General features: G+C 47.7%; 21 protein-coding genes. 11 read left to right on the top strand and 10 right to left on the bottom strand.

Going from position 1 to position 23,131, the window contains the following annotated elements:
* From L5M51_RS17615 to L5M51_RS17585, 7 genes are all read left to right on the top strand, one after another.
* Positions 1-1,371 (top strand): ATP-binding cassette domain-containing protein, encoded by a 1,371-nt coding sequence (locus L5M51_RS17615; protein WP_113940175.1) that lies wholly within the window; start codon positions 1-3, stop codon positions 1,369-1,371.
* Positions 1,361-2,041, top strand: coding sequence for an energy-coupling factor transporter transmembrane component T (locus L5M51_RS17610; protein WP_263173918.1), 681 nt, complete (start codon positions 1,361-1,363; stop codon positions 2,039-2,041). The genes L5M51_RS17615 and L5M51_RS17610 overlap by 11 nt, the downstream gene beginning before the upstream one ends.
* Entirely contained in the window at positions 2,034-2,576 is a 543-nt protein-coding gene (locus tag L5M51_RS17605) for a core component of ECF transporter (RefSeq protein WP_263173917.1), read from the top strand. The genes L5M51_RS17610 and L5M51_RS17605 overlap by 8 nt, the downstream gene beginning before the upstream one ends.
* 29 nt (positions 2,577-2,605) lie before the next feature.
* Positions 2,606-3,343 carry a DNA-binding protein gene (locus tag L5M51_RS17600; RefSeq protein ID WP_113940177.1) on the top strand — a complete coding sequence of 246 codons (738 nt, stop codon included), beginning with the start codon at positions 2,606-2,608 and terminating at the stop codon, positions 3,341-3,343.
* A gap of 38 nt (positions 3,344-3,381) precedes the next feature.
* Positions 3,382-3,612 carry a hypothetical protein gene (locus tag L5M51_RS17595; protein ID WP_113940178.1) on the top strand — a complete coding sequence of 77 codons (231 nt, stop codon included), beginning with the start codon at positions 3,382-3,384 and terminating at the stop codon, positions 3,610-3,612.
* Between the two features lie 243 nt (positions 3,613-3,855).
* Positions 3,856-5,046, top strand: coding sequence for an HD-GYP domain-containing protein (locus L5M51_RS17590; protein WP_263173915.1), 1,191 nt, complete (start codon positions 3,856-3,858; stop codon positions 5,044-5,046).
* A gap of 113 nt (positions 5,047-5,159) precedes the next feature.
* Positions 5,160-5,795 (top strand): paraquat-inducible protein A, encoded by a 636-nt coding sequence (locus tag L5M51_RS17585; RefSeq protein WP_173248414.1) that lies wholly within the window; start codon positions 5,160-5,162, stop codon positions 5,793-5,795.
* Between the two features lie 74 nt (positions 5,796-5,869).
* On the opposite strand, the gene L5M51_RS17580 is transcribed toward L5M51_RS17585, so the two are convergent.
* The 4 genes from L5M51_RS17580 to L5M51_RS17565 are packed head-to-tail and all read right to left on the bottom strand — an operon-like array spanning position 5,870 to position 11,475.
* Positions 5,870-6,175 (bottom strand): DUF3240 family protein, encoded by a 306-nt coding sequence (locus L5M51_RS17580; RefSeq protein ID WP_105250730.1) that lies wholly within the window; start codon positions 6,173-6,175, stop codon positions 5,870-5,872.
* Positions 6,172-9,225 (bottom strand): efflux RND transporter permease subunit, encoded by a 3,054-nt coding sequence (locus L5M51_RS17575; protein WP_263173914.1) that lies wholly within the window; start codon positions 9,223-9,225, stop codon positions 6,172-6,174. The genes L5M51_RS17580 and L5M51_RS17575 overlap by 4 nt, the downstream gene beginning before the upstream one ends.
* A 1-nt stretch (position 9,226) precedes the next feature.
* Positions 9,227-10,255 (bottom strand): membrane fusion-like protein, encoded by a 1,029-nt coding sequence (locus L5M51_RS17570; protein WP_263173912.1) that lies wholly within the window; start codon positions 10,253-10,255, stop codon positions 9,227-9,229.
* Positions 10,252-11,475 carry a metal transporter gene (locus L5M51_RS17565; protein ID WP_263173911.1) on the bottom strand — a complete coding sequence of 408 codons (1,224 nt, stop codon included), beginning with the start codon at positions 11,473-11,475 and terminating at the stop codon, positions 10,252-10,254. The genes L5M51_RS17570 and L5M51_RS17565 overlap by 4 nt, the downstream gene beginning before the upstream one ends.
* Before the next feature lie 145 nt (positions 11,476-11,620).
* On the opposite strand from L5M51_RS17565, the gene L5M51_RS17560 reads away from it, so the two are divergent.
* Both L5M51_RS17560 and L5M51_RS17555 read left to right on the top strand, forming a co-directional pair.
* Positions 11,621-12,166: a helix-turn-helix transcriptional regulator gene (locus L5M51_RS17560; protein ID WP_105250726.1), complete on the top strand. Its 546-nt coding sequence runs from the start codon at positions 11,621-11,623 to the stop codon at positions 12,164-12,166.
* Positions 12,167-12,279: 113 nt separating this feature from the next.
* Positions 12,280-12,426 carry a hypothetical protein gene (locus tag L5M51_RS17555; protein WP_105253023.1) on the top strand — a complete coding sequence of 49 codons (147 nt, stop codon included), beginning with the start codon at positions 12,280-12,282 and terminating at the stop codon, positions 12,424-12,426.
* 23 nt (positions 12,427-12,449) lie between these two features.
* Here L5M51_RS17555 and L5M51_RS17550 read toward each other — a convergent pair whose 3' ends face one another.
* On the bottom strand, positions 12,450-13,400 hold the full coding sequence (locus L5M51_RS17550; RefSeq protein WP_263173910.1) for a YeiH family protein: 951 nt from the start codon (positions 13,398-13,400) through the stop codon (positions 12,450-12,452).
* A 286-nt stretch (positions 13,401-13,686) separates the two neighbouring features.
* Positions 13,687-14,250: a malate synthase gene (locus L5M51_RS17545; RefSeq protein ID WP_011845404.1), complete on the bottom strand. Its 564-nt coding sequence runs from the start codon at positions 14,248-14,250 to the stop codon at positions 13,687-13,689.
* 255 nt (positions 14,251-14,505) lie between these two features.
* On the opposite strand from L5M51_RS17545, the gene L5M51_RS17540 reads away from it, so the two are divergent.
* Together L5M51_RS17540 and L5M51_RS17535 are read left to right on the top strand one after the other, a co-directional pair.
* Complete coding sequence (locus L5M51_RS17540; RefSeq protein ID WP_263173909.1) at positions 14,506-16,038, top strand: DUF3612 domain-containing protein; 1,533 nt, start codon at positions 14,506-14,508, stop codon at positions 16,036-16,038.
* Positions 16,039-16,585: 547 nt separating this feature from the next.
* Positions 16,586-17,494 carry a hypothetical protein gene (locus L5M51_RS17535; protein ID WP_263173907.1) on the top strand — a complete coding sequence of 303 codons (909 nt, stop codon included), beginning with the start codon at positions 16,586-16,588 and terminating at the stop codon, positions 17,492-17,494.
* Positions 17,495-17,689: 195 nt separating this feature from the next.
* Here L5M51_RS17535 and L5M51_RS17530 read toward each other — a convergent pair whose 3' ends face one another.
* The 4 genes from L5M51_RS17530 to L5M51_RS17515 are packed head-to-tail and all read right to left on the bottom strand — an operon-like array spanning position 17,690 to position 23,127.
* On the bottom strand, positions 17,690-18,016 hold the full coding sequence (locus L5M51_RS17530) for a DUF3325 domain-containing protein (RefSeq protein WP_263173906.1): 327 nt from the start codon (positions 18,014-18,016) through the stop codon (positions 17,690-17,692).
* Positions 18,013-19,602, bottom strand: coding sequence for a PepSY-associated TM helix domain-containing protein (locus L5M51_RS17525; RefSeq protein ID WP_263173905.1), 1,590 nt, complete (start codon positions 19,600-19,602; stop codon positions 18,013-18,015). The genes L5M51_RS17530 and L5M51_RS17525 overlap by 4 nt, the downstream gene beginning before the upstream one ends.
* The gene (locus L5M51_RS17520; RefSeq protein ID WP_263173903.1) at positions 19,599-19,967 is read right to left on the bottom strand and encodes a hypothetical protein; all 369 of its coding nucleotides are present in this window, start codon (positions 19,965-19,967) and stop codon (positions 19,599-19,601) included. The genes L5M51_RS17525 and L5M51_RS17520 overlap by 4 nt, the downstream gene beginning before the upstream one ends.
* Complete coding sequence (locus L5M51_RS17515) at positions 19,960-23,127, bottom strand: efflux RND transporter permease subunit (protein WP_263173902.1); 3,168 nt, start codon at positions 23,125-23,127, stop codon at positions 19,960-19,962. The genes L5M51_RS17520 and L5M51_RS17515 overlap by 8 nt, the downstream gene beginning before the upstream one ends.
* Between the last annotated feature and the right edge of the window lie 4 nt (positions 23,128-23,131).

The raw sequence follows: 23,131 nt of genomic DNA, 5'->3' as shown, positions 1-23,131 counted from the left end.
ATGAAACTCCTAGCGCTCGAAGGCGTTAGCTTCAACTATGGTAGCCAGTTACCGACTGTATTGCAGGAGGTAAACTTGGCCATTGGCACTGGCCAATGCCATTGCGTGAGCGGTCCTACGGGCTCTGGGAAATCGAGTCTGCTAAACCTACTGGCGGGCGTGTTAAATCGCCCGCATGAAGGCGACATCTGGCGTTACCCACAACTGGTTACGGGTCTGGTGATGCAGGACCCGCAAACTCAGCTACTTCGGCAAACCGTTGGCGCCGAAGTGGCTTTCGCGCTAGAAAACCTCGGCATTCCCGCTGAGCAAATGCTGCCTAAAGTGCAATTGGCTCTGAGACGCGTGGGCTTGTATCTGCGTCTCGATACCCAAGTCAGCACGCTTTCCCTTGGTCAAAAATATCGTTTAATGATAGCCGCTCAACTGGTGTGCGAGCCGCATTTACTGCTGCTCGATGAGCCTTGGGCACAACTCGATGATCACGGTGTGAGTGAGCTGCTGGTCGTGCTCCGCAATCTTATCCAAGATGGCATGGCGCTAGTGTTGGTTGAACATAACGCCTCGGCCTTCGCTGAGATTATTCAGCATTACTGGCAGTTAGAGGCCGGCAAGCTATCCGAAGGCGTCTATACCGTGACCGATGCGCCGCAAACTGAGGCGCCTGCGTGGCGTAATCAGCCTAAGTTTGAGCACTTAGGTAAAGTCTTGGTCAGCGCCGAAGCCTTTGATTTTGGGTTCGATGCTTGTCCCACATTATTTGCGTGTCCGCAGGGATTTCAACTGCAGGCGGGTGAGATAGTGACCTTAGTGGGAGATAACGGCTCTGGTAAAACGAGTCTATTGAAAACTATAGCGGGCGTGCACAGTTTAAGGCAGCGTCTTCCCCTTAAAGTGCTAGGGCGAAGGCCTAAATTGGGGATTTATGGCGCTGAGCTGGGTCTGCTGATGCAAAGGCCGAGTCGACAATTATTCGAGACCAGCGTGCTGGCCGAAATGCAGTTTAGCCTTAGGCGTTTTGAACTCCCCAAAGAACGCGCGGCGCAGATGTTGGATGAATTGGATTTATTTAGCTTAGCTCAGCTGTCGCCCCACAAATTATCCTACGGTCAACAGCACTTGATTGCCTTAGCGTCACTTGCCTGTTTACGCCCTAAGGTGCTGCTTTTGGACGATCCATTGGCGGGGATGGATAAGCATTACTACGGCAAAGTGTGGTACTTGCTGAAGCGGTTAAGCTCGCAAGGTTGCGCTATTTTGCTTAGCAGTCACAGAAGCATTGAACACAGCGCTGTATCACGGCAATTGAGTTTGCGTAATGGTCTATTGGTGGAGGAATTGATTGAAACAGGAGAGCGTTATGTGGGCTAGTTGTCGGCGCCTACGCGCGCTGCGGCATTGGAGTTATGAGCGGCGGGAAACGGCACTCTGTGCGTTGTCGCTGCTATTGGTGTGCGTGCTCTCAGCCTGTGCTTTTGTATTGCCCGCTGCTTTACTCTTGCCATTAGCTGGACTTAATGGACTGCTTGTTATCCACGGTTTGCTGCGACGCGGCAGTATTTGGGGCGTGCTAAAGCTAGGTTTAGTGCAATTGAGCATCACTTTGAGTCTGTATTTAATCCTCTATGGCGTTGAATATTTAGCCCAAGGCGCCGTGGTGGTTGCGCGTATTATTTTGGCGACCATTCCCGGTTGGTGGTTGTGTATTACGGCTGCTCCCGAGCGGATTGGTGAAGTGTTAAGTGCGTTTTTACCGACCAAGTGGGCCTTTGTGGTCGCGGCATCCTTAAGTTTATTGCCCTATATGGCAGATGAAATTCGCGAGATATATCAGATCCAGTGTCTGCGCGGGGCTCGCATTACACCTAAGGCGCTGCGTAACCCTAAAAATTGGTCCGAGTTGGTGTATTGCGTGTTGTTTCCCGTCTTAATCCAATTACTTAAATTATCTCGCCAGATGGCCGTTGCAGCGCAGAGCCGTCACTTTGGTTTAGCGCAACAGCCAACACATTGGCATTCACCGAGAGACAAAAATGACTAAAAAAATCCCGCTGAGTCTACAAGACTCCTTATTTGTCGGCTTTTGCGCCACCTTGCTGGTGGCATTAACGGGCATGTTAAGGCTGAAACTGGGCTTGTCTGGTCACAGCATGTTCCTGATGAGCTTCTTTTATCTGATCTGTTATGGCGTGTTAGGTCGTTTCGGCAGTATGACGGCATGCGGTGCTATCGCGGGCATAGTGGCTATGGCTTTAGGCGTAGGTAAAGGCGGGCCTATGATTTTACTGAAGTTTGCCTTGCCTGCCATAGCAATGGATCTCGTTGCCTTACTCTTGCCGCTCAGTATGAACTTGCATTGGCGCTGCGTGATCTTGGGCATTGCTGGCTGTATCGCTTGGGCAGGTAAAGTAGCACTCACCAATGTGCTTGCGGGCATGGCGCTGGATGTCGTGTTGATTCAATGGGGCTTGAGTGTATTAAAAGGCGGCTTCTTCGCCACTCTGGGCGCCTTGCTTGTACTGCCTGTGCTGACGCGATTAAAAGCTCATGACCTGTTACACCGTGATAAATTTTAAAAACCTTTTTAGAGCTTTAGGAAATGCAGATGAAAAATTGGCTGATTTGTATCGACGATACCGATGATATAGGCACTAAGGGTACGGGCGAAATTGCCGAGGAAATTGCCCATCTGCTCGCCAATATGTCGGGCGGCCATGCTTCCTTTGTGACGCGGCATCAATTGTTTGTGCACCCCGATATTCCTTATACCTCACATAATAGTGCCATGTGTTTTGCGCTGCGCTCGCCACTGACGCAGGCCGAGATCCATCAACATGCCGTTGCGCATTTGGTCGCGGAATCGGCTCCTGCGGCAGATCCTGGCATCGCCATACTCGATGTCGACTCTGACTATGATGCCGCGGCTTTAATGGATTTTGGCCGCAGAGCTAAGGTTGAAGTGATTACGAAAGCGGCGACCTATGATTTGGCTGAACAACTTAATATTCAGCTGACCGAACATGGCGGCACAGGCCAAGGTGTTATTGGAGCGTTAGCGGGATTAGGGCTACGTTTGATGGGCAGCGACGGTCGGGTAAAAGGCCAGATTAAACTTGGCCAATTTGAGGATGTTTCACTCGAACTCAGCGTTGCCGACATCCTAGAACAAACCGGACTTGATGCTGTGATGAGTACGGACAAGTATCGACTTGCGCTTGATGAGCGAGTGCAACTGAAGGGCAAAGTGAAAGCTGTATACCTTGATCACCAGTTTGTATTGCTCGTTCACCAAGAGGCAGAACAATGGCGCAATGCGGGCAAGCAAGCCCTGCAAGCCTACTAGAGCAAGTTTAGTGAAAGAGTTTAAAAAGAGAGTGCTAAATGGATCTCAACTTGGTCGAACATGCATTTGAATTAAAGGATGACCGCTGGATTTTTAAGGCGGGACTGGCTCAATATCCACAGGCGAGGCAAGTGGCCAAGCTGTGCACGCATTTTATCCCAGATGATGAAGACGAGCAGATCGACGATGAGCCCCGCTCCTGCTACAACTGCCAATATCGCCGCTGGATGGTCGCCGGTTTCGAATGCTTAGCTTTAGGCATTTATTGAAAAAGTGAGAGTGTGAAATGTGCCTTGCCTAAGCCTTAGGCCCTTATTCCATCGCATCCTGTTTAGGGCATTTTGTTTACCAAGAAAGTCTATGGTGATTTTCTAATCCTCGTCTTAGAATGCCCCTCACGTCTGTTCTATAATAATCAAAAATAACAACAGAACATTTGAGCGTAAGTCGCTTTAATGTCGTATGGTTAAGTTGATATTTTATTCAGGCACATCATCCTTGGGGTTGTAGATATGAGTGAGTCGGCAGAATCAGTTGAACTTATCAAATTACCTGTGTCGCAATTGACATTAGGTATGTTTGTCAGTGCCATAGACAAAAATGATAAAGGTCAACTTGCTATTGCAAATGCAGGACAAATTAAACACAAGGATGCGATTTTAAAACTGGCCAAAAGCGGTATTAAATTTGTTTGGGTAGACGCCGAGCGTTCGGCAGAACATTGCGGTTTAAAGAAAAAAACCACCAACGATAGTCAAACCGACAATCGAAAAGCGCCAGTGAGCCGTGATAAGCAACAAGCTCAAGCTAAGGTCATGCTGACCGAAGCGAAAGATCTTATTCGTAAAGTGTTATCCGAAACCTTCGAAGGTAAAGCCATCGAAGTTGCGCCCTTCGAAGCGTTAGCCGATACCATGATTGAGTCTGTCATGTTAGATGCTGATGCACTTAAATGTATGTCTGCGCTCCGTTCAAAAGATGCCTACCTACTCGAACATTCAGTGAATGTCGCCTTTCTGCTGGTAACCTTTGGTAAATATCTACAGCTGGATCGCGATATGCTGCGGCAAATGGCGGTCGGCGGGATTTTGCACGATATTGGCAAGATTAAAGTCGACAATAAAGTGCTGCATAAGCCGGGCAAACTGACGCCGGAAGAGTTCGAACATATGAAGCTGCATCAAGTGTATGCTCTTGAAATTATGAACGAAACTAATGGATTGTCACAGATCAGTAAAGATATCTGCTTAATGCACCACGAAAAGTTAGATGGCAGAGGTTATCCAAGGGGTTTGAAGGGTGATGAAATCCCCCGCCATGGCCGTATGAGTTGTATCGTCGATATCTTCGATGCTTTGACAGCAACGCGATGTTATAAAGAGGCTATGAGCCCTGCCGCGGCCTTTAAAATTTTACTCAGTCTGACGCCATTCCATTTGGATCAAGAATTGGTCTATGAGTTTATTCGTTGTATTGGTGTTTACCCTGTGGGTTCCTTAGTTGAATTGTCGGATGGTCGTGTTGGTATTGTTTGGGCCTCGAAAGATAGGGATGCGCTACATCCAATCGTAAAGTGTTTTTATTCTTTAAAAGTAAAACGTTACACTGATGTCGCTATGGTGGATTTATTAAAATCTGAACTTTATATTGAACGCGGTGTGTCACCGAGTACATTAGATATCGATCCGACTCCTTTCTATTAATCTTCAAATCCTACCTTAAATACCGGTCATCTGAGTCGATGGCTGGTGTGAATGATTGCAGAGCCTGCGCTAAAAACCGTAAACTGAAAGTATTTCTCTGGTCGAGCAATGCTATGAACAGTGCTATGAAATCTCTATTTCCTATTTTTATCATTATCTTATCCTTGGCTTTGTTAATCCCTGGGGTGACTCAACCAATTTTGAGTATCAGCGGCAGTATCGATAAGGCCAAGCTGGCGGAACAAGGCATAGAGCAAGTTGCCCAAAGCTTTGATGAGGACTCTGGGCGTGACAGTGCCCGCGGTATGTTAAGCATGGTCAGTGGTTTGCTTGGGTTTAATAGTCTTAAAGGTGAAGTCCAAGTGTTGCAGAAGACTCGTAGTATTTGGGGAACAGTGACCGAGCTTTATCACTCTGGTAATGGGCTCGTCGCGGGATTAGTCATGTTATTCAGTGTGATAGTGCCAGCCTTGAAGTTGAGCTTAATGTTGGCACAGCAATGTGTTAGCTCGATTGGCCTGAAACTGAGGATTAATGCCGTCGTCAACGCACTCGCCAAGTGGTCGATGGCCGATGTGTTTGTGGTAGCGCTGATCATCACCTTTATGGCGGGGAACGCCTCAGGTGGCATGGGGGAAATGCTAAAAACCCAAGCGCAATTTGAAAATGGATTTTACTTCTTTACCGCTTACTGCATTTTATCGATCCTGAGTGGTTTTTTAGTGCGGCGTCCAACGCCAATTTTGTAGCTATTTTATAAGGCATCCCGACCTTAGCGATAAGGCCGGATGACGAGATTTAACGCGGTTAATGGCGCAGTGAGTTAGGACAAAGTGCCATTTTGATAAATGGGCATAATCCAATAGCGACAGGGATTATGTTTGCAGACCAACGCCAGCGCAGCGAGCAGCGCGGCTTGTTGTGCAACGGGGTGCATGATTTCGAATTTGCAAAACTCCCGATAACCTTCCACTTGTTCCTTGATATTAAAATGGCTGTGTTCACGGCTAAAACCACAAATATTCCCTAGGCTAAAACCCGATAGAAACTCTAACTCTATCAAGGTATCGACTATGTCGTCCTTAATATCATTTTGGGCGATCAGTACTAACAGTTGTTCTGTGCTCATTTACGTTTCTCCAGCCAAAAATACAGAATTGGCAGTAAATACAGTGTGGTAATGGTTGAAGTGAGCAGACCGCCAATCACCACAATCGCTAAAGGTTTTTGAATTTCAGCCCCAGGACCTGAGGCAAACACTAGCGGCATAAGACCAAACATGGCCGTTGTCGCCGTCATCAAAATGGGGCGTAAACGCCGCGCCGCACCTTGTTCTACCCGTTCGCGCAGATGACTGAACATGTGCTTGGTTTGTTCGTAATAGCTGACCATTACCACGCCATTGAGCACAGCGACGCCGAGCAGGGCGATAAAGCCAACTGAGGCGGGCACGGACAAATACTCCCCCGATAAATACAGGCTAACTATGCCGCCCATCATAGCGAAGGGAACGTTGGCGAGGATTAAGCCCGCTTTGGCCAGTGAGCCAAATGTGGTGAATAAAATCAAAGTGATCAGTGCGATAGCAATGGGGATCACTAACAGTAAATTGCTGGTGGCTCGCTGCTGGTTTTCAAACTCGCCACCAAAACTCACGCTATAACCGCTCGGGAGTTTGATTTCCTTTGCGATTTTAGCGTTGAGCTCTTCTACAAAACTCACAATATCGCGCCCCTGCACGTTGGTGGTGATCACTGAAAAGCGATTCCCTTGCTCACGCTCGATAAGGATGGGGCCTTGCTTATAGCTTAAGGTGGCGACATCACTCAGGCGTTTTAAGGAGTGATCTGGCATCACCAGTAACTGATTTTTAAGCTCATTAATGCTGCTTAAGTGGCTCTGATTATTAGCCATCAGTACGGGTGTGCGCTTCTTACCTTGCAGCACTTCGGTCACGATCACGCCTTCGAGTTGGCTTTTCAGGTAGCGAGCAAACTCCATGGTGCTCATGCCAAAGCCACGGGCGAGCTCGTTATCTAAGGTGAGGTTGATAAAAGGGCTGCCTTCGATCATCGCCATTTTCACATCGACGCTGCCGCTGGTGGCATTAACCAGCTGTTGGATTTGGCTCGTGAGCTGACCTAAGGTGTCGATATCATTACCAAAGACCTTAATCGCCACGTCGCCAATGCTACCGGTGAGCATTTCGGACACGCGCATTTGTATCGGTTGAGTGAAGTTAAAATTAACGCCGGGATAGTCCAATAACACAGTGCGGATCGCATCGATAAGCGCTTCTTTATTTGCAAAGCGCCATTCGCTGCGGGGCAAAAGTTCTAAGAACACATCGGTTTCATTGAGTCCCATGGGATCTAAGCCGATTTCATCCGCGCCAGTACGCGCCACCATTTGTTTGATTTCAGGAACTTTAGCCAGCAAGGTTTGCTGAATTTGCTTGTCGATGGCAATCGAAGCTTCGAGTGAAATCGACGGGGATTTCTCCAGCTGCAGGATAATGTCGCCTTCATCTAAGGTCGGCATAAAGGTTTTTCCCACTAACCCGAACAGCCCTAGGCTGACGATAAGCAAGCTAAAGGCGATCACCATAAAGCGTTTTTGATGGCTAAACGTGCTCTTGAGGCTGACCAGATAAAACTGTTTAAGCTTTTCAATCGCCTTAGGTTCCTTGGCGGCTTTTTCGTTGACGAGATAAGAAGCGATAACCGGAATAACAGTTAACGACAACACCAGCGCCGACAGCATGGCAAATACGATAGTGACCGCAACTGGGGTGAAGAGTTTGCCTTCAAGCCCGCTCAAGGTCAGCAAGGGTGAGAACACTATCATGACGATCACAGTGCCCGACACTACGGGAATGGCAACGTCCTTAGTCGCGCGAAAAATCAAATGCAGCCGCGGTAATCTCTGCTTAGTGGCGATGAGATTCACCATGTTTTCGACTACGACCACAGATGAATCCACTAACATGCCGATGGCAATAACCAGTCCGCCTAGGCTCATTAAGTTCGCAGAAAGATTGAAGTAATCCATCATCAAAAACGTCATCAACGCGGCAAGAGGCAGCGAGAGTGACACGACCAATGCGGCGCGCACGTTGCCTAAAAATAGCGCCAGCAAGATGATCACCAACACTACGGCTTCGAACAAGGCATTGGAGATGGTCTCAATCGCGGTATTGATCAGATTCGCGCGGTCGTAAAAGGTGTTGATCTGGCTCCCTTCTGGCAAGGTTAGGCTGATTTGATCGAGTTTTTCTTTAATGTTTTTGACTACTTGTGCGGTATTGGCATCTTTTAGGGCGATGATTAAGGCTTCGGCTGTTTCGTTGCCATCTTTAGTGACTGCGCCATAGCGGGCTAAGTGGCCAATTTGAATATCGGCCAAATCCTGCAGTCGATACACTCTGGCATCATCGGCCTTGATCACCAATTGTTTGAGTTCGTCGATGTCATCGATGCGACCTTCGGCGCGCACTATGATGGTATCTGTACCAATGGTGAGCTTGCCCGCACCTTCGTTGTGATTATTCTCCACTATCGCCTGTTGCAGCGCCGCAAAACTTACGCCCGCGGCCGCCATAGCCGCAGGTTTGGGGGTCACACTAAAGCTTTTGGCATAGCCACCGAGGATATTCACATCGGCGACACCTGCAACGGTGCGTAGTAGCGGACGGATTTCCCATTCGAGCAACTGCCGTCTTTCCATCAGCGAAAGATTGGGATTTTCGAGTGAAAACATAAAGATTTCGCTGAGCGGCGTACTCATTGGCGCTACGCCGCCCGTCACACCTTCAGGGAAACTGTCCCACACGGCTGCGATGCGTTCGCTCACCTGCTGGCGCGCCCAATAGATATCTGTGCCTTCGTCAAAATCGAGGGTGATATCGCTGATGGCGTATTTAGTGGTCGAGCGCAGAATCGATTGATGGGGAATACCTAACAGTTCGGTTTCAATCGGCACGGTAATTTGCGCTTCGATTTCCTCCGGCGTCATACCGGGCGCCTTGAGGATGATTTTCACTTGGGTGGGCGAAATATCGGGAAAGGCATCCAAGGGAATGGAAAACCAGGCTCGCGCTCCCGCTAACATGATGATCAGCGCCACAATCAGCACAAATAAGCGCTGCGTAAGCGAAAAGCGGATGACTGAGGTCAACATCTTATTCGCCTCCTAGGCCAAGCATTATGCCTTTGACTGCAGCAACTGACTGGGATAACACTTGGATTTGGCTGAGATCTTGATCGCTTTCAACGATATATTGCTCTGGGGTTGAACCGAGAATATCGATCGTAATCGAGGTGAGCGTGTCTGCGGTTTTAGTGAAGACTTGGCTGTCTTGCTCCCAACTGAATACGCTATTTTTAGGCAATAAATACACCGCCTTTTGATACTCGGGTATCACAGTGATCTGTTGTCCTAACAGTAAGTTACATTCCTGCGGCAAGGGTGATGACCAAGCGGTCACAAAGGCACCTTCGGCGATGGCCGACACGGACTCAATGGCGATATGACACTGATTGATATTCACCGCCGAGAGCGAATGTGACTGACTCATTGGCACGCTGACCTTGACGCGAATGCTGTCGCTGGGCACCAGTGAGAATAGCTGTGAAGCTGCCATATAAGGTCCATTCACTTGGTTGAGTTTAACGATCCCCGCCACTGGCGTGCCTACCACTAGGGAGTCTGTGGCGGCATCTGTGCTTTTGACTATCTCCATAAAATGCTGCATGTGCTCGTATTCGAGGTGAGTGCTGAAGTAGTCTTTGCTGATCTCTTGCCATTTTTCTGCGCTAATACTGCCATTGTTTAATAAGGGTTTATTGCGCTCATAACGGCTCTTTGCCAGTTGATATAAGCTGCTGGCGGCTTCGACTTGGGCGAGGTAGTGGAACACTTCTGGCCCAGTCAGTTTGACAATCGCTTGGCCTTTAGTGACGAGCTGGCCTTGGCCGACGAGAAAGCTGATCTGCTGGATATTCTCTGGCGTGCTGATCCAATAATCGTTACCGGGGAGAATTTCAACCTGCGCGGGCAACGGGCTGCCCTCATAACTGGCGACTTTCTGTGGTTGCACGTAGCTCAGGTCTAAATTACCGAGGGAGCTTATCGTTAAGGATTCAGCCTGCACTAACGTGGCAACACTGGCGGATAAACAGAAAAGGCATGCGCCGTACTTGGCCATCATAATGAAATTCCTAAGGCTTGCAGTTGTTGGGAGTGCAGTTGTTGCTGCGCGACTTGGTTCAGCGCCAAGCGGGATTCGGTATCGAGGGCATCCATATAGCGGCGCAGCCAGACTTCGTAGCTAACTTGATTTTGGTCTTTGACCTTGGCCAGCTCTTCAGTGATGGTGCGGCTAAGGTGTAAGGCTTGGGTTAGCAATGTTTGTTGGTCGAGTAAGTTTTGTTGCTGTTGCTCTAGCTTTTTAAGCTGAGTTTTTAGCTCGATATAGGTACGGTCGAGGTTGAGCGTGTGCTCGGTATTGGCTTGTTGCCATTGGGATAATTCGGTTTGTGATAGGGCAGAACCTAAGGTCAGTGGTACAGAAACGGCGATGCCAAGCTGTTGATCATCGACTTGATTATCGGCGGTATTTTTGGCCGTGAGTGAGACTGCCCAAGGATCGTTATTCCCTGCTTGCTGACTCTGGATGATCAACAGCTGTTGCTGCTTCTGCAGGCTCAATAGTTGCCATAATGGATGCTGCGCGAGCATGTCATTGGGTTGGTTGTTGGCAGAAAGTGGCCGCGCGGTTTCGGCTATGTTCTGCGGTATTTGCTCTTGTCCGGTGAGTTGTTGATAGAGGGCACGCGCCTCGGCCTGTTGCTGGTTAAGGTCGACCCGCTCCAGTGCAATATCTACCAGTTCGCGCTCTAACAAGAGTATGTGGGCAATAGGCAGTTCGCCCGCATCTGTGAGTTGCTTTTGCTGATTATGGAGTTTGTCGAGTAATTGGCTCTTGCGATCTAATTGGGCCAGTTTTACTGCGGCAAGGCGATGTTCCCACAGGCTTTGTCGCAATAATCCCGATAAATACAGGCCTTGCAGCGCGGCTTGTTGCACCTGAATGCCTTGGGCGAGTTGTTTAATTTGCTTATCGCTGCTGTGCAAAGCAGGGGATTTTATTGGCAAATTGAGTGAGAGTTCCTGCTCGTAGCTGTTACCATTATCTAGGCTACCTAAGTGACTCAAGCTAATGCTCGGCAGGCCATTGAGCCAAGATGAGCTGCTTAAGCTTATTTGTGATTGCGGTAACTGACCGCCTGATTGAGATAGAGAATGTAATCTTGCTTGGCTGGTGGTGAGTGCTTGAGATAGCTCGGAATGCGCGGCGTGGCACAGGAAACTGCTGCTGACTAAGGTCGCCAACAGACATAACTTGATACAAGACGTACTGACAGACATAGGACGATTCTATGGTAATAAAGTGTGTTGTCAGTGTAGGGATTGGTGGGCGAAAGTCGTGGGGGACATGTATCATAAAACTGTCTATGGTACATATGTCCCATAAATTAATGGGTTGATTTTGCTTTTATTTAGGAGTTTTTCGATGAAGGATCTTGTCATTATTGGTCTGTTGGCCTTGATCATATGCTTTAAGCTTTTTGACATCACTTCCGACATTCAATTGGGCATTCCCCAATGGCATATTGCCCAGGAAGCCATGTTATTAGTGCTCACTGTGATTGGTGCCATGTACTTAAGTTATGACCTTATTCGTCGCTCCCGCGAAGTGAAAGCATTGGCTAAACGGTTGGAGCATGCGGATAAAAAAATCGACAATATGTCAACGCAAATGCGTTCTGCCAGACAAGAATACAGCCAAGCGGTGTCGCAGCAATTCGAAACTTGGGGCTTTACTAAGAGTGAGCAGCAAGTGGCATTTTTACTGCTTAAGGGTTTAAGTTTTAAAGAAATTGCCGAAGTGCGCCAGACTAAAGAAAAAACCGTCAGACAACAGGCATCGACCATTTACGGTAAAGCGGCAGTCGATGGACGCCATACTTTTTGCGCTTGGTTTATGGAAGATTTTATTCAAGAACATAATCAAGATCTTGCTGCGAATGAAGCGGCATCAAGCCCTAAGGCAGCTTAATCAACGCTGGATTGGCTTAGCTGTTATAGCTATTTGTTATTGAAAATCGATATTTGCTGAGTTTTTAGTTCTAAACAATAATGAGCATCCCCTAAGTTTGCAGGAAGATGCAATTGAAAAACTGGCTGATTATCGTGTTTTGCCTGATTGCCTTGGTCGCTTCGACGCAAACCACAGGACTCGTGCGCTCACTTATCGAATTCTCCGCCTTTGTTGGCGTCCTCTACTGGGCTTGGCGAATGAAGCCGACAGCAGAGTAGATTGGCTTTGAGTTAAATCTTAGCTATTGAAAATAAAGAATATACACTAAAGACGTGATACCAATCGCTGCCCACAGCATCACCCCAAGCAACAAAGGTTTGGGGCCACTCGCCCGCATTTTCTGCACTGTAATTCCTGCACCAATCAAAAACAAACACAGGACTAATGCCCGTTTCGACACCATAAATAAGGTGTCATAAACAGCGTGGAATTGTGGCAACCAATGGGCTACGGCAATGGCTAAACAATAAAAACCGATAAAATACGGCAGGTTAAGCTTGCGCTTATCGCCACCAAACAACATAGCGCTGACCAATGCGATCGGGATAATCCACAGGGCGCGGGCGAGTTTTATAGTGGTTGCGGTTTTTAAGGCTTCATCGCCGTAGGCCGAAGCCGCGCCGACTACCGACGAAGTATCGTGGATGGCGATAGCACTCCACACGCCAAAATCGTATTGGCTCATATTGAGCAAGTGGCCGAGTGCAGGGAATAAAAATAGCGCGACTGAATTGAGCACAAATACGCAGGCTAATGCAGTGGCGGTTTGATCGTTACGCGCATTGATGGCCGGAGCGACTGCGGCAATGGCGCTGCCACCGCAAATAGCGGTACCAGAGGCGATTAAGTGGCCCGTGACATGATCAAATTTCAGGGCGCGGGTGAGCATAAACCCTAAGCTGAGGGTGAAAAAGATTGAGCCAACAATCAGGCCGAAGTTGTGGGTGCTCGCCTCGATCGCCGCGTTTAAGTTAATCCCAAACCCTAAGCCAATGATCGAATAAGACAGGAGTTTTTTGGTGAGTGCGGCGATATTCCATTGCACTGGCACCCAACCAAGGCTGGCTAAGGTAAAACCTAACACTAGCGCCATGGGCGATGAGATAAAAGGCGCGAGGCATAACAAACCCGCACAGATGAAAACGATGCGATGAGTCTTATTATTTTGCTGTGATGTCGATGAAGAATTCATAACGCCTTAGGCTCGAGCGATTCGGTTTATCGTTCCAACCACAGATCTTCACATTAAGCGACGGATACAAAATGGCGATCAATTGGATTGATCATGGAGACAGATGCAAGAGGGCATTATAGCTGGGTGTATGAGCCTCAATAAAATCAATTAAACTTATCTAGTCAGTCAGTTTTATTGACTATCAGAGGATTGTGCAAAGCAGGAGGGTAAATTGAAGAAGATGAACTGAGCTCAGTTCATCTTCTTAGCTAGATAATAAATGGCGAGGTTACAAAACGTGAAATTATAAATTTACGATACTTTTCAAGTTGTAATCGCTGCCATCCTTTGCGGTAAACAACTTATCTTGGGTGTCGTTGGCGCTGGACATACCCGCATGTAATAGGCTGAGCCAATGGCGCGATGCGGCAGAACGTGACTCTGGTGTTCCGACTACCATGTTTAATGACGTTCCGATTTGGATATCTTCCAGATTGGCAACGTCTCTCGCACCTATCATGCCACTGCGGTCGAAACTGAGTTCAACGTGGCAACCTAGGTCCTGTAACACTATGGCGCAAGGCGCATCTTTAGTGCCGTTAAAGGCCACAAACTGTTTTGGCTGACGTAAACCACTGTGGCTGCCATCGGCAAAAAAGGCCAACAGGTGTTGATAGTAAACCACATAGCTGCTCACATCTTGGTGTGAACCAGAGTTAAGTGGAAAGAGGCGGTCGAGGAATTGTTTCGCATTAGCGATCTTCTCGTGCTCGGCGACATTCACTTGGGCCACGGCTAGTACTTCTTCTGCGATGAGGCTGTTTAGATTCGGTTGGATCTGGTTGCTCTTGATAATTGACATATTCATCGCTTGTTCCTCTTACTCTTTCAATTTAAAAAAATTCAGGGTTTTGATTTAACTTTTGGCTTATCAAAGTTTGTCTTCAATTTGGTTTGTCCGCTTTGAGTGCTTAGCCACTTTAAGTGTGAGTGGTTAAGCATTTCTTGTACTGGAATGGCTTAGCTTGTTCGCATTAGCCTTTCCTTGATTGCTTGATTTGTAGTCTAGTCTTTTTTTGACTACAATTTCACAATAAAAATTTTACACTGTGAATTTTACAAAATGCGCAATGACCAGAGCTTGATGAGAAAATCACATTTCCTAGGCACAAAAATACGTAACCTACGGAAACGTAATAATTTAACTATGGAAGATTTGTCGGCACGATGCATTCGAGTCGACGCAGGAAGTGCGCCCTCTGTGTCATATTTGTCGATGATCGAACGTGGCAAGCGTGTGCCGAGTGCCGGAATGCTGGCTGTGATCGCCGCGGTTTTTCAAAAAGACGCCGAATGGTTCTTAGACGATGTGCCCGAAGAAAACGCCATTACGCCAGACAAGGGTCGACGTGGTGGCATAAGTGGTATGGCACTCGAACCCAGCTTTTTGTTTTCCAATGATATTTTACAAATCGCGATTCCAGAAATGCTGTCGCAGACGGGGATCTCTGGTCGGCAGTTTGCCCATTTATTGATCCGCGCCCATCAAGAACACCATCAAAATCATTTCCCCGATCTTGAACGGGCCGCCGAAGAAGTCGGCCTCAAACGTATGCCCTTATCTCTGGACGATATGTTGGATATCGCTAATGGAATGGGATTAAAAATCAAGTGGATAGACAGTACACCGCAGGAAGTTATCGATGAAATGGGCGTGAGTTCACGTCAGTTGGTCACCTCATTTATTGAGCCGCCGAGCACGATTTATGTAAATAAAATCCTCAAAAATCGTCCCAATAGACTCAAATATGATTTAGCCGTGCACATAGGTCATTGCGTGTTGCACAACAAGGACGGCCTCAAGAGTGTGATGATCTCAGGCCGTAAATTAGAAGTGGATGAAGAGGCGGGTATGCAGTCCAATACCTTGAACGCGCAGGATATCTTGCATGCGTGGCGCGATTTTGAATCGAGCTTCTTCGCCGGTGCGCTGCTGTGCCCTAAAGTGCCTTATCGCCAATTACTCGACCGCCACGGCTATGAGATTGAGGTACACAAGCAACTGCAAGTGTCAGCCTCAGTCGCCATGCGGCGCATGACAGTGGTATCTCCTTATCCTCATTGGCATTATTTCGACGCTTACGCACCGGGCAAGCTCAAAGCCGTTTACCGTGGTAACGGTATTCCACTGCCTTGGGGCAATATGCGGTTAGTGGAAGACCCTTGTCAGCATTGGGCCGTCTTTAGGATGATCAGTGAGCCGACGGTCGGTACTTCGGCACAGATTTCGATTTTAAACGTCGGCAACGAACCACGCATTTACTGCTGCGAGTCGATTAAAGTCGAAGACTCGGCAGGCAATCCCCATGTTCTCTGTGCCGGCATAGATTTAAATCCAGCCATTGAAGCCCAAGGCAAAGATGCCCTGTCTATCGCCCACGATTTGAAAGATGCCTGTGTCGCCAGCGGCGGTTCAGTCACTATTCCCAAACACATTAAAAGCGATCTGGTGAGCGTCGCAAAAATCCTCAATATCAACTGGATAGAACGCGGGATCAAAAACGACGCCCGCCTTATTTGCTCCCGCGGCGCCGTATGCCCACGCCAACCCAGTTGCTATCAAGCAGGTAAGTCACAGTGTGATGGGGCAACGTAAATCACTATCTGATTTACGTTGAGTTTTGCGGGCTTACAGCCGAGAAAGTCGTGGGGCTTCACCCCACACCCGACCAAGGAGGACTGCTCGTCCTATCCTCCTGGATGCTCGCCCCCAACGGAGTTGAAAGCTCCTTGTGCTCATTGGCAAATTTGCTATCGCTTCCGAAGTCCTCGCTTTACATCCATGTAAAGCACTCCAGTTCGGCAATCCCTGCCTCTCGCTCATAAGCGCGAAAATCACCGATTTTCATTCGCCCCTGCACCTGTGAAAGCTAGCTCGCTATTTGATAGGCAGGATGTCTGAATGTCGTGAAGTGCATGGATGCACATGAGCGACCATAGTGAGATATATATACTTTTATGGTAATTTTTTGGGGAGTTACATTCTGCGGAATTGAGCCGGGGTTAGGACCAGCTGAGAACTACCTGTTTTATTTTTTATTTTTAATATTAATGTCCACATCAGAATGATTTGTTATTTGACTTAATACTACTAACGTATCTAATGTGTTGAGTTAATAAATAGCATCATCAAGGTTGATAGATTGAAAGAATTACACTTTAGTATAGTGAGCGACAGTTTGCTGAAAACCCATAAGGCAAAGCTAAGTGATTGTGAATATTTAGAGTTGAGTAATGCTAGAGAGATTCTATCTAAAATACTTGACCATGAAGAATTATATGATCAGGTAATAGAATCCTATGTTGAAGCTAAGTCTACAATGTATGAAATGAGTGTCAGAGCTATTTCTGACAGTGTTAAATATGATTACATAAAGAATCATAATAATCGTAGTAAGCTAAATCGCCTTTATTTCAATGTTTTAAACTTCAGTAAACTATATCTTGATCGCCACTTTCATGATGGGGATAAGAAATCATTCGTTAAAAGTATTACTGCTTCAGAAAGTAGTCACGACGAGGTTAAAAAGCATCGACAAGATATATCAAAGAATAATCCTGATTATATTTTTGGATGCAAATTAAGGAATTATGTACAGCATGCTTCGTTGCCCGTAAAAACGTTCACTACAGGTGTTCGCTGGAGTCCAGAAGATAATCAAAGTGTTGCTATTTTTCATGTGCCACTTGCTAAGAAAAAGCTAATCGATAGCGGTATTTTTTCACAACAGATGTTATTAAAATATGGTGAAAAAATTGATTTGCATCAAATTATGGATGGTTATATTTACGCAATTTCAGAAATGCATTTGAAGAGTAGACAGCTAATAAAGGATTATATGGAAAAAAGTTTAGAAGTAATTAACTTGAAGAGGCGTCAGATAGGGTTAGAACATAGTAGCTCATTATGTGATATCAACGTTGTTGATACTGAACAAGGAGTAAGTTTATTCTCACTACACGTTGAATGGTTTAGTGTAGTTGAGCATCTGCAAAAAAAGAACTTACACTCATTAAATTTCAAACGCTTTACTCACATACCGTATCAGTAGGATGTGTTTGTTAAATATTTGTAGCCGTCTAACTTATAGGGATATTTCTTATAAAATAAAAGTGCTGTTTGTCTTTGGAGTGTGAGTGCTTAATCATTTTCAGTATGATCATATTGGATTAGGGTTTGGCTATCCACCTCACTCTCTGCGATTTGCTATCAAGCCTAACTCATCTTAGTTTCGGTTATGATTGACTTAATACAACAAACCGAGCAAGCACACTACGGTGCTGGCGGGTAATATGGGCTGTAACCAGCGTGGTTTGTAACTGAGTAAAATCACTAGAATTATCGAACTCAAACATACCCAGCCGAGCAGTAATACGCTGGCGTACGCTGGGCCGTAATGACGACTGGCAAGCCAATAGCACAGGACGAGCGTTACAGTACCAGCGGTGCGAAATCCGCGTGCCTGTGCATCGGTTAACTGGCGGTTACGCACGGCCCGGTGGTGGTTAAAATAAGATAAGGCCAACAGCCCCATGGCGATAAAACAGGTTAACAATTCGCCTGTTGCTGTCATGATTCAACTCCTAATTCTGCCGTCGCTTTGGTTACCCGTGTAGCCAGTACTTTTTTAGGGCTACGCAAGCGTTTGGCTGCCATGCAAAACAGCGCTGCAAGTGCGAGCATCATGAGATCAAATCCTGCGAGAACATAGGCTTGGCGCTGTAGATTACTTATCAGCTGATACTGCGAAGTCATGGCATTGAGCAGGGGTAGCAGGCCATAAAGCAAGGCTGTGAGTAAAAAAAGTCGTTGCCATGTTTGTTTATCTCGTTTGAAGCAAGCGAGCAGTGCGACTAAAGCCCAACTGATAAAGAAACAATGGATTTCCCAGTTCTCTCTATCTGCAAAGGTGACGGGTAAGAGTCGATTGGCATAAAAATAACAGGCTAGCGCAATGGGCAGGCCAGCAAAGGTGGCGAGATTCAACATGTTCACTAGCGTGAGCCCGCTATGATTCTTATCTTTTTTAAGCTGCTTTTGTGCCAGTTTATCGGCCCACATAATCGCACCGCTGGCGATCATCACGCAGCCCGTTAATCCCGCCAGTAAATACAGTAAACGTAGGCCTTGGCCAGCAAAGCGACCACTGTGCAGGGCTATCATGGCACTTTGGGTTTGATTCGCTCCCGAAGTCACAGCCGACTGCGCCAACACAGCACCTGTCACAGTAGACAAGTGATACCAAGGCGCTTGCTGATTTAAGCTGTGCTCAGGGGCGATTTTGACTGTTACGCTGGCATTGCTGTCGTTGAGATTATCAAACTGCAAGCCTTCAAGTGGCGACTCACCCACGACACTGTGAATCGCACTGAGTAAACTCTGATTATCGAGCATAGTGGCTGGCGTGCCAGTGGCGGCGGGAGTTTGGTAAATGGGTTTCCATTGCGAATAAAAGGCTTGAGTTTCATCACCATATTGTGTGTTAAGTCCCCATGGCATATACATAAACATCAAAGTCACTAGGCCGGTATAAGTGATCATAAGATGAAAGGGCAATGCGAGAACTGAGCTGGCGACATGGGCATCTAACCAAGAGCGCGGGCCTTTGCCGGGTCTAAAACTAAAAAAATCCTTAAAAATACGTTTGTGGATCACTATCCCGCTGATGATGGCGACCAACATGAACATAGTGCAAAAGCCGACAATCCAACGCGCCGTGAGCACACTCATGTAGTACAAGTCGAAATGCAGTCGATAGAGAAAGTCGCCCCCTCGGCTTTCCCATGCTTTAGGTAAGGCTTCACCTGTTGCAGGGTTAATAAAGCCTTGATGATAATCACCAAATCGCTGGCCTTCAGCGGCGGGATCGCTCCATGCATAGGTCAGTAATGGCACCCGTTGTGTGGGTAAGTAAATCCACCACGACTCAGCGTCAGGCGCTTGTTGTGCTAAGGACGTGAGGCCCTTGAGTATCAATTGTTGATTATCCGCATTGGCATCATATTGGCTGCCGTGGTTTTCGGGTTGCATCCACAGGTTGATTTCAGCACGGTAATAGGCCGCTGTTCCGGCGAAAAAAACCAGAAACAACACCCAGCAGGTGAGTAATCCAACCCAAGTGTGTAGCCAAGTCATTGAACGAAAAAAGGAGTCTTTCATAATCCACTCCCTTGAGCACTTGTAGCATCAAACGCTTTAGCGGCGAGGTAAGCTAAATACAGCAGACCGCTGAGCGCGAATAAATCCAGCCAGTATCGCCATGTTGATTTAACGCTGAACACCCAAATCACGGCGCAGGTGTACACAGTAAATGACAGCATCATGGCGGTTAACACCCGATCAACCTGAGATAACGGCAGGATTTGTGCGAGCAAAATAGTCGCTACCGCACTTAACAAATAGCCACCAAAGGTTGCTGCGAGGCAGCGATTGCCTATGTTCAGGCTATCGCTCCAGATGGCTGACGTTTTCCAGCGCATCAGTCTTTGTGTTAACGGCGGAGTCATGTTGGTTTTTTCAGTCATGATGGTGTGCCACTTCTGCTGAATTTGTCTTGTGGGTGCGGGATAGCACAGAGATTAACAGGGCGGGTAAAAAGGTTAAGCTGAGTAGCGTTGCCACGATAAGACCTGCCAATACCACTATGCCAACGCCGCGGTAGAGTTCGCTGCCAGCACCGGGGAATAACACCAACGGCAATAAGCCAAACAAGGTCGTCGCGGTAGACATTAGAATCGGTCGTAATCGACTGGCGACGGCAGATTTGACGGCATCAACGACACCAAACTGACCCGATTGCAGGTTTTTACGGCTCTGTTCCACGATCAAAATCGGGTTGTTAACGACAGTGCCGAGTAGGATTAGAAATCCAAGCATAGTAATCATATCAAAGGGTTGGTGCCAACCTTGGCCGCCAAGATACGCAAATAAGCTGCCAATAGAATTAAGCGCTTGTAAGCCGACTAACCCGCCTGCGAGTCCGAGCGGGATAGTGATCAGCACAAATAACGGATAACCCCAGTGATTAAAAATCGCGACTAATAACAAGTAGATGATCAACACGGCGACCAGAAAATTGCTGGAGAGTGCCGCTTTCGTCGCTTCGAGCTGATCGGCTGCGCCCGAAATATCCAAACTGACATCTTTACCGACAGCACCCTGTTGATAGAGGATGGGGACTAATTCTTCCCGCACCTTAGCCACAGCGGTTTCCAGCGCAATGGAACGCGGCGGAATAATGTAAAGAGTCACGGTTCTGCGGCCATCGACGCGGCGTAAACTGTCGCTATCCATTTGCTCGCTAATGTCGGCCAAGGCTTGCAGTGGCAGTACATTGCCCTTAGGCGTGACTATCGGAGCGAGCGCTAATTGCGACAGACTCTGTTGATTGCCTGCCAGACTAAATAGAAAGATATCCACCTTGTTATCATTAAGGAAAAACTCGTCGACATAGGCGCCATCGCTCAGTGCCGAAACTGCATAGCCAAACTCGCTGCCGCTAAAATCTTGTTCTACAAGACGTTGCCAGCGAGGGGAGATCTGCCACAGCGGTTGATCTAGCGACAAGGTCGATGGGTCAGAATACAGCTGTGGTTCGGCAAATACTTTTTCCGCCGCTTGATACGCCGCTTCGGCAGCACGATAGAGGCTGGCTTGATTCGGGCCAGAAATATCCAAGGCGACAGCGCGGGTGCCACCATCGTTGCTGGAAATAATGGAACCCCGCGATGAATAGGCGCGCATGCCCGGATATTGCTCAAACAAGGCGGTGAGTGAACTCATCATGGCATCCATATCTTGGCTGCGAACGGGCTCGCTCATCACCCAAATACTGCCGACACCCACGCTGAGGGTATAGTATTTTAGCGGCGGGATCTTTTGCTCACCACGTTCAAAGGATGCCGCCTCGGCATTGACTCTCGCTGAAAGCTGAGTCGTTAATTCTTCTGCAATTTTAGCCATTTCCGATAGGTTGTAACCCGGCGGTGCGACCATAGAAGTAAAGGCTTTTGGTTCTTCGCCTTCGGGTAAATATTCGGCCGGAGGCATCAGCCAAGCCGCAAGCCCAATCGTTAAGACGAGCGATAACACAATCACAGCGGTGCGGCGTTTGGCCGATAGTACAAGTTGGCTGACTAAGCTCAATATGCGTGATGCTTTGGGCGGCGCACTTTGGTTTGTCTGCGCCGAGTGCATCTTACCGAAACCAAAACGGGCAATAGCTGCGGGTACGATGAACACTGCGACCAGCATAGAAGCGATAATGGATGAAGCGATGGCAATCGCGATATCCGAGTACAGTTGTCCCGCTTCTTGTTTGATAAATAGAATGGGTACAAACACTAGCACTGTGGTGAGCGTCGAGGCTAATACTGCGGGCCAGACATCGTAGATGCCACTGATGGCTGCTTCGAGACGATCTAATCCGCGTCTGCGCGCTTGTTCAATGCTTTCGAGCACCACAATGCTGTTATCGACCGTCATGCCTATGGCAAAGGCAACACCCGCCAGCGAAATGACATTAATGGTGCGATCAAACACCAGTAGCCCGACGAAGGCGGCTAAGGTACACAGCGGAATACCGATAACACCAATCAGGGTGGCTCGATTCGAGCGCAAGAAGAGGTACATGACCAAGGTTGCCAGTAAGGCACCTAGACCTAAATTCACCCACACATTTTCAACTGAATCTTGCACATAGCGCACATCATCACTGAATAACTCTAACTGCATGGCGTGCTGGGCGAGTTGATTTTGATTGATCTGCGCTATCACGGGCATCATGGCATCTTTGATGGCGATAACGTTAGAACCGACATCCCGTTTGACCGCTAAGCTGAGGGTACGTTCTTGTTCGGCAAAGGACAGTTCACGGATCTCGGCGTGGTCGAGTTTTATCTCGGCAACGTCTTGCAGCAGAATATTCGTATTACCTTGGCGTTTTAAAATCAGTTGCTTAAGTTGATTTAAATCCTCAAAACGGCCAATTACCCGCAGTAAATAACGTTTTTTACCACTGTCGATATCGCCCGCAGAAGTGTCCTTGTTGCGATCTCGAATGGCTTGGCGTACGTCCATAATGCTGATGCCGCGTTGGGCGAGTTTGGCGGGATCGAGCCGTATTTGGATTTGTCGTTCAGCGCCGCCTTGAATGGTGACGGAGGAGACGCCTTTGACGCGCTCCATTTGTGGGCGAATAAAGTCGTTAGCAAAATCGCGCATCATGTCTATGTCTAGATTCAGCGGGTTCCCTGCGACAGGTACGAGACGAAAATACATGAAAGCATTGTCTGAATATGAACTGCTGTAAAGCTGTGGTTGGTCGACGTTTTCTGGATAAGACGATACTTGGCTGAGCGCATTGCTAACACGAATAAGCGCGTCGCTGATCTCAGTGCTTTGGGGGAATTCGAGTTCTATCCATGCCGAACCCGTATCAGCCCAAGATGTCATGCGTTGTAAGTTGGGCAGGGTGCGCAGGTAGCGTTCCTGCTCAAGTAGAATTTCTTTTTCGACGTCTTGCGGTGTTGCCCCCGGCCAACCTGTGGCCACGCTGATGGTGCGCACATCTAAGTCGGGGATCATTTGGATTGGGATACGCAGTGCTACAGCCGTGCCCAACACGCAGAATATCAAGACGATGACAGACAGTAAGGTGCCATGTTTAATTCCAAACTTCAGCATCCCA

The organism is Shewanella sp. SM73 (assembly GCF_025653795.1).
GTDB classification, from domain to species: Bacteria; Pseudomonadota; Gammaproteobacteria; order Enterobacterales; family Shewanellaceae; genus Shewanella; species Shewanella oncorhynchi.
The sequence above is the reverse complement of the archived record's forward strand: the minus strand, read 5'-3'. Positions and strand labels throughout refer to the sequence as shown.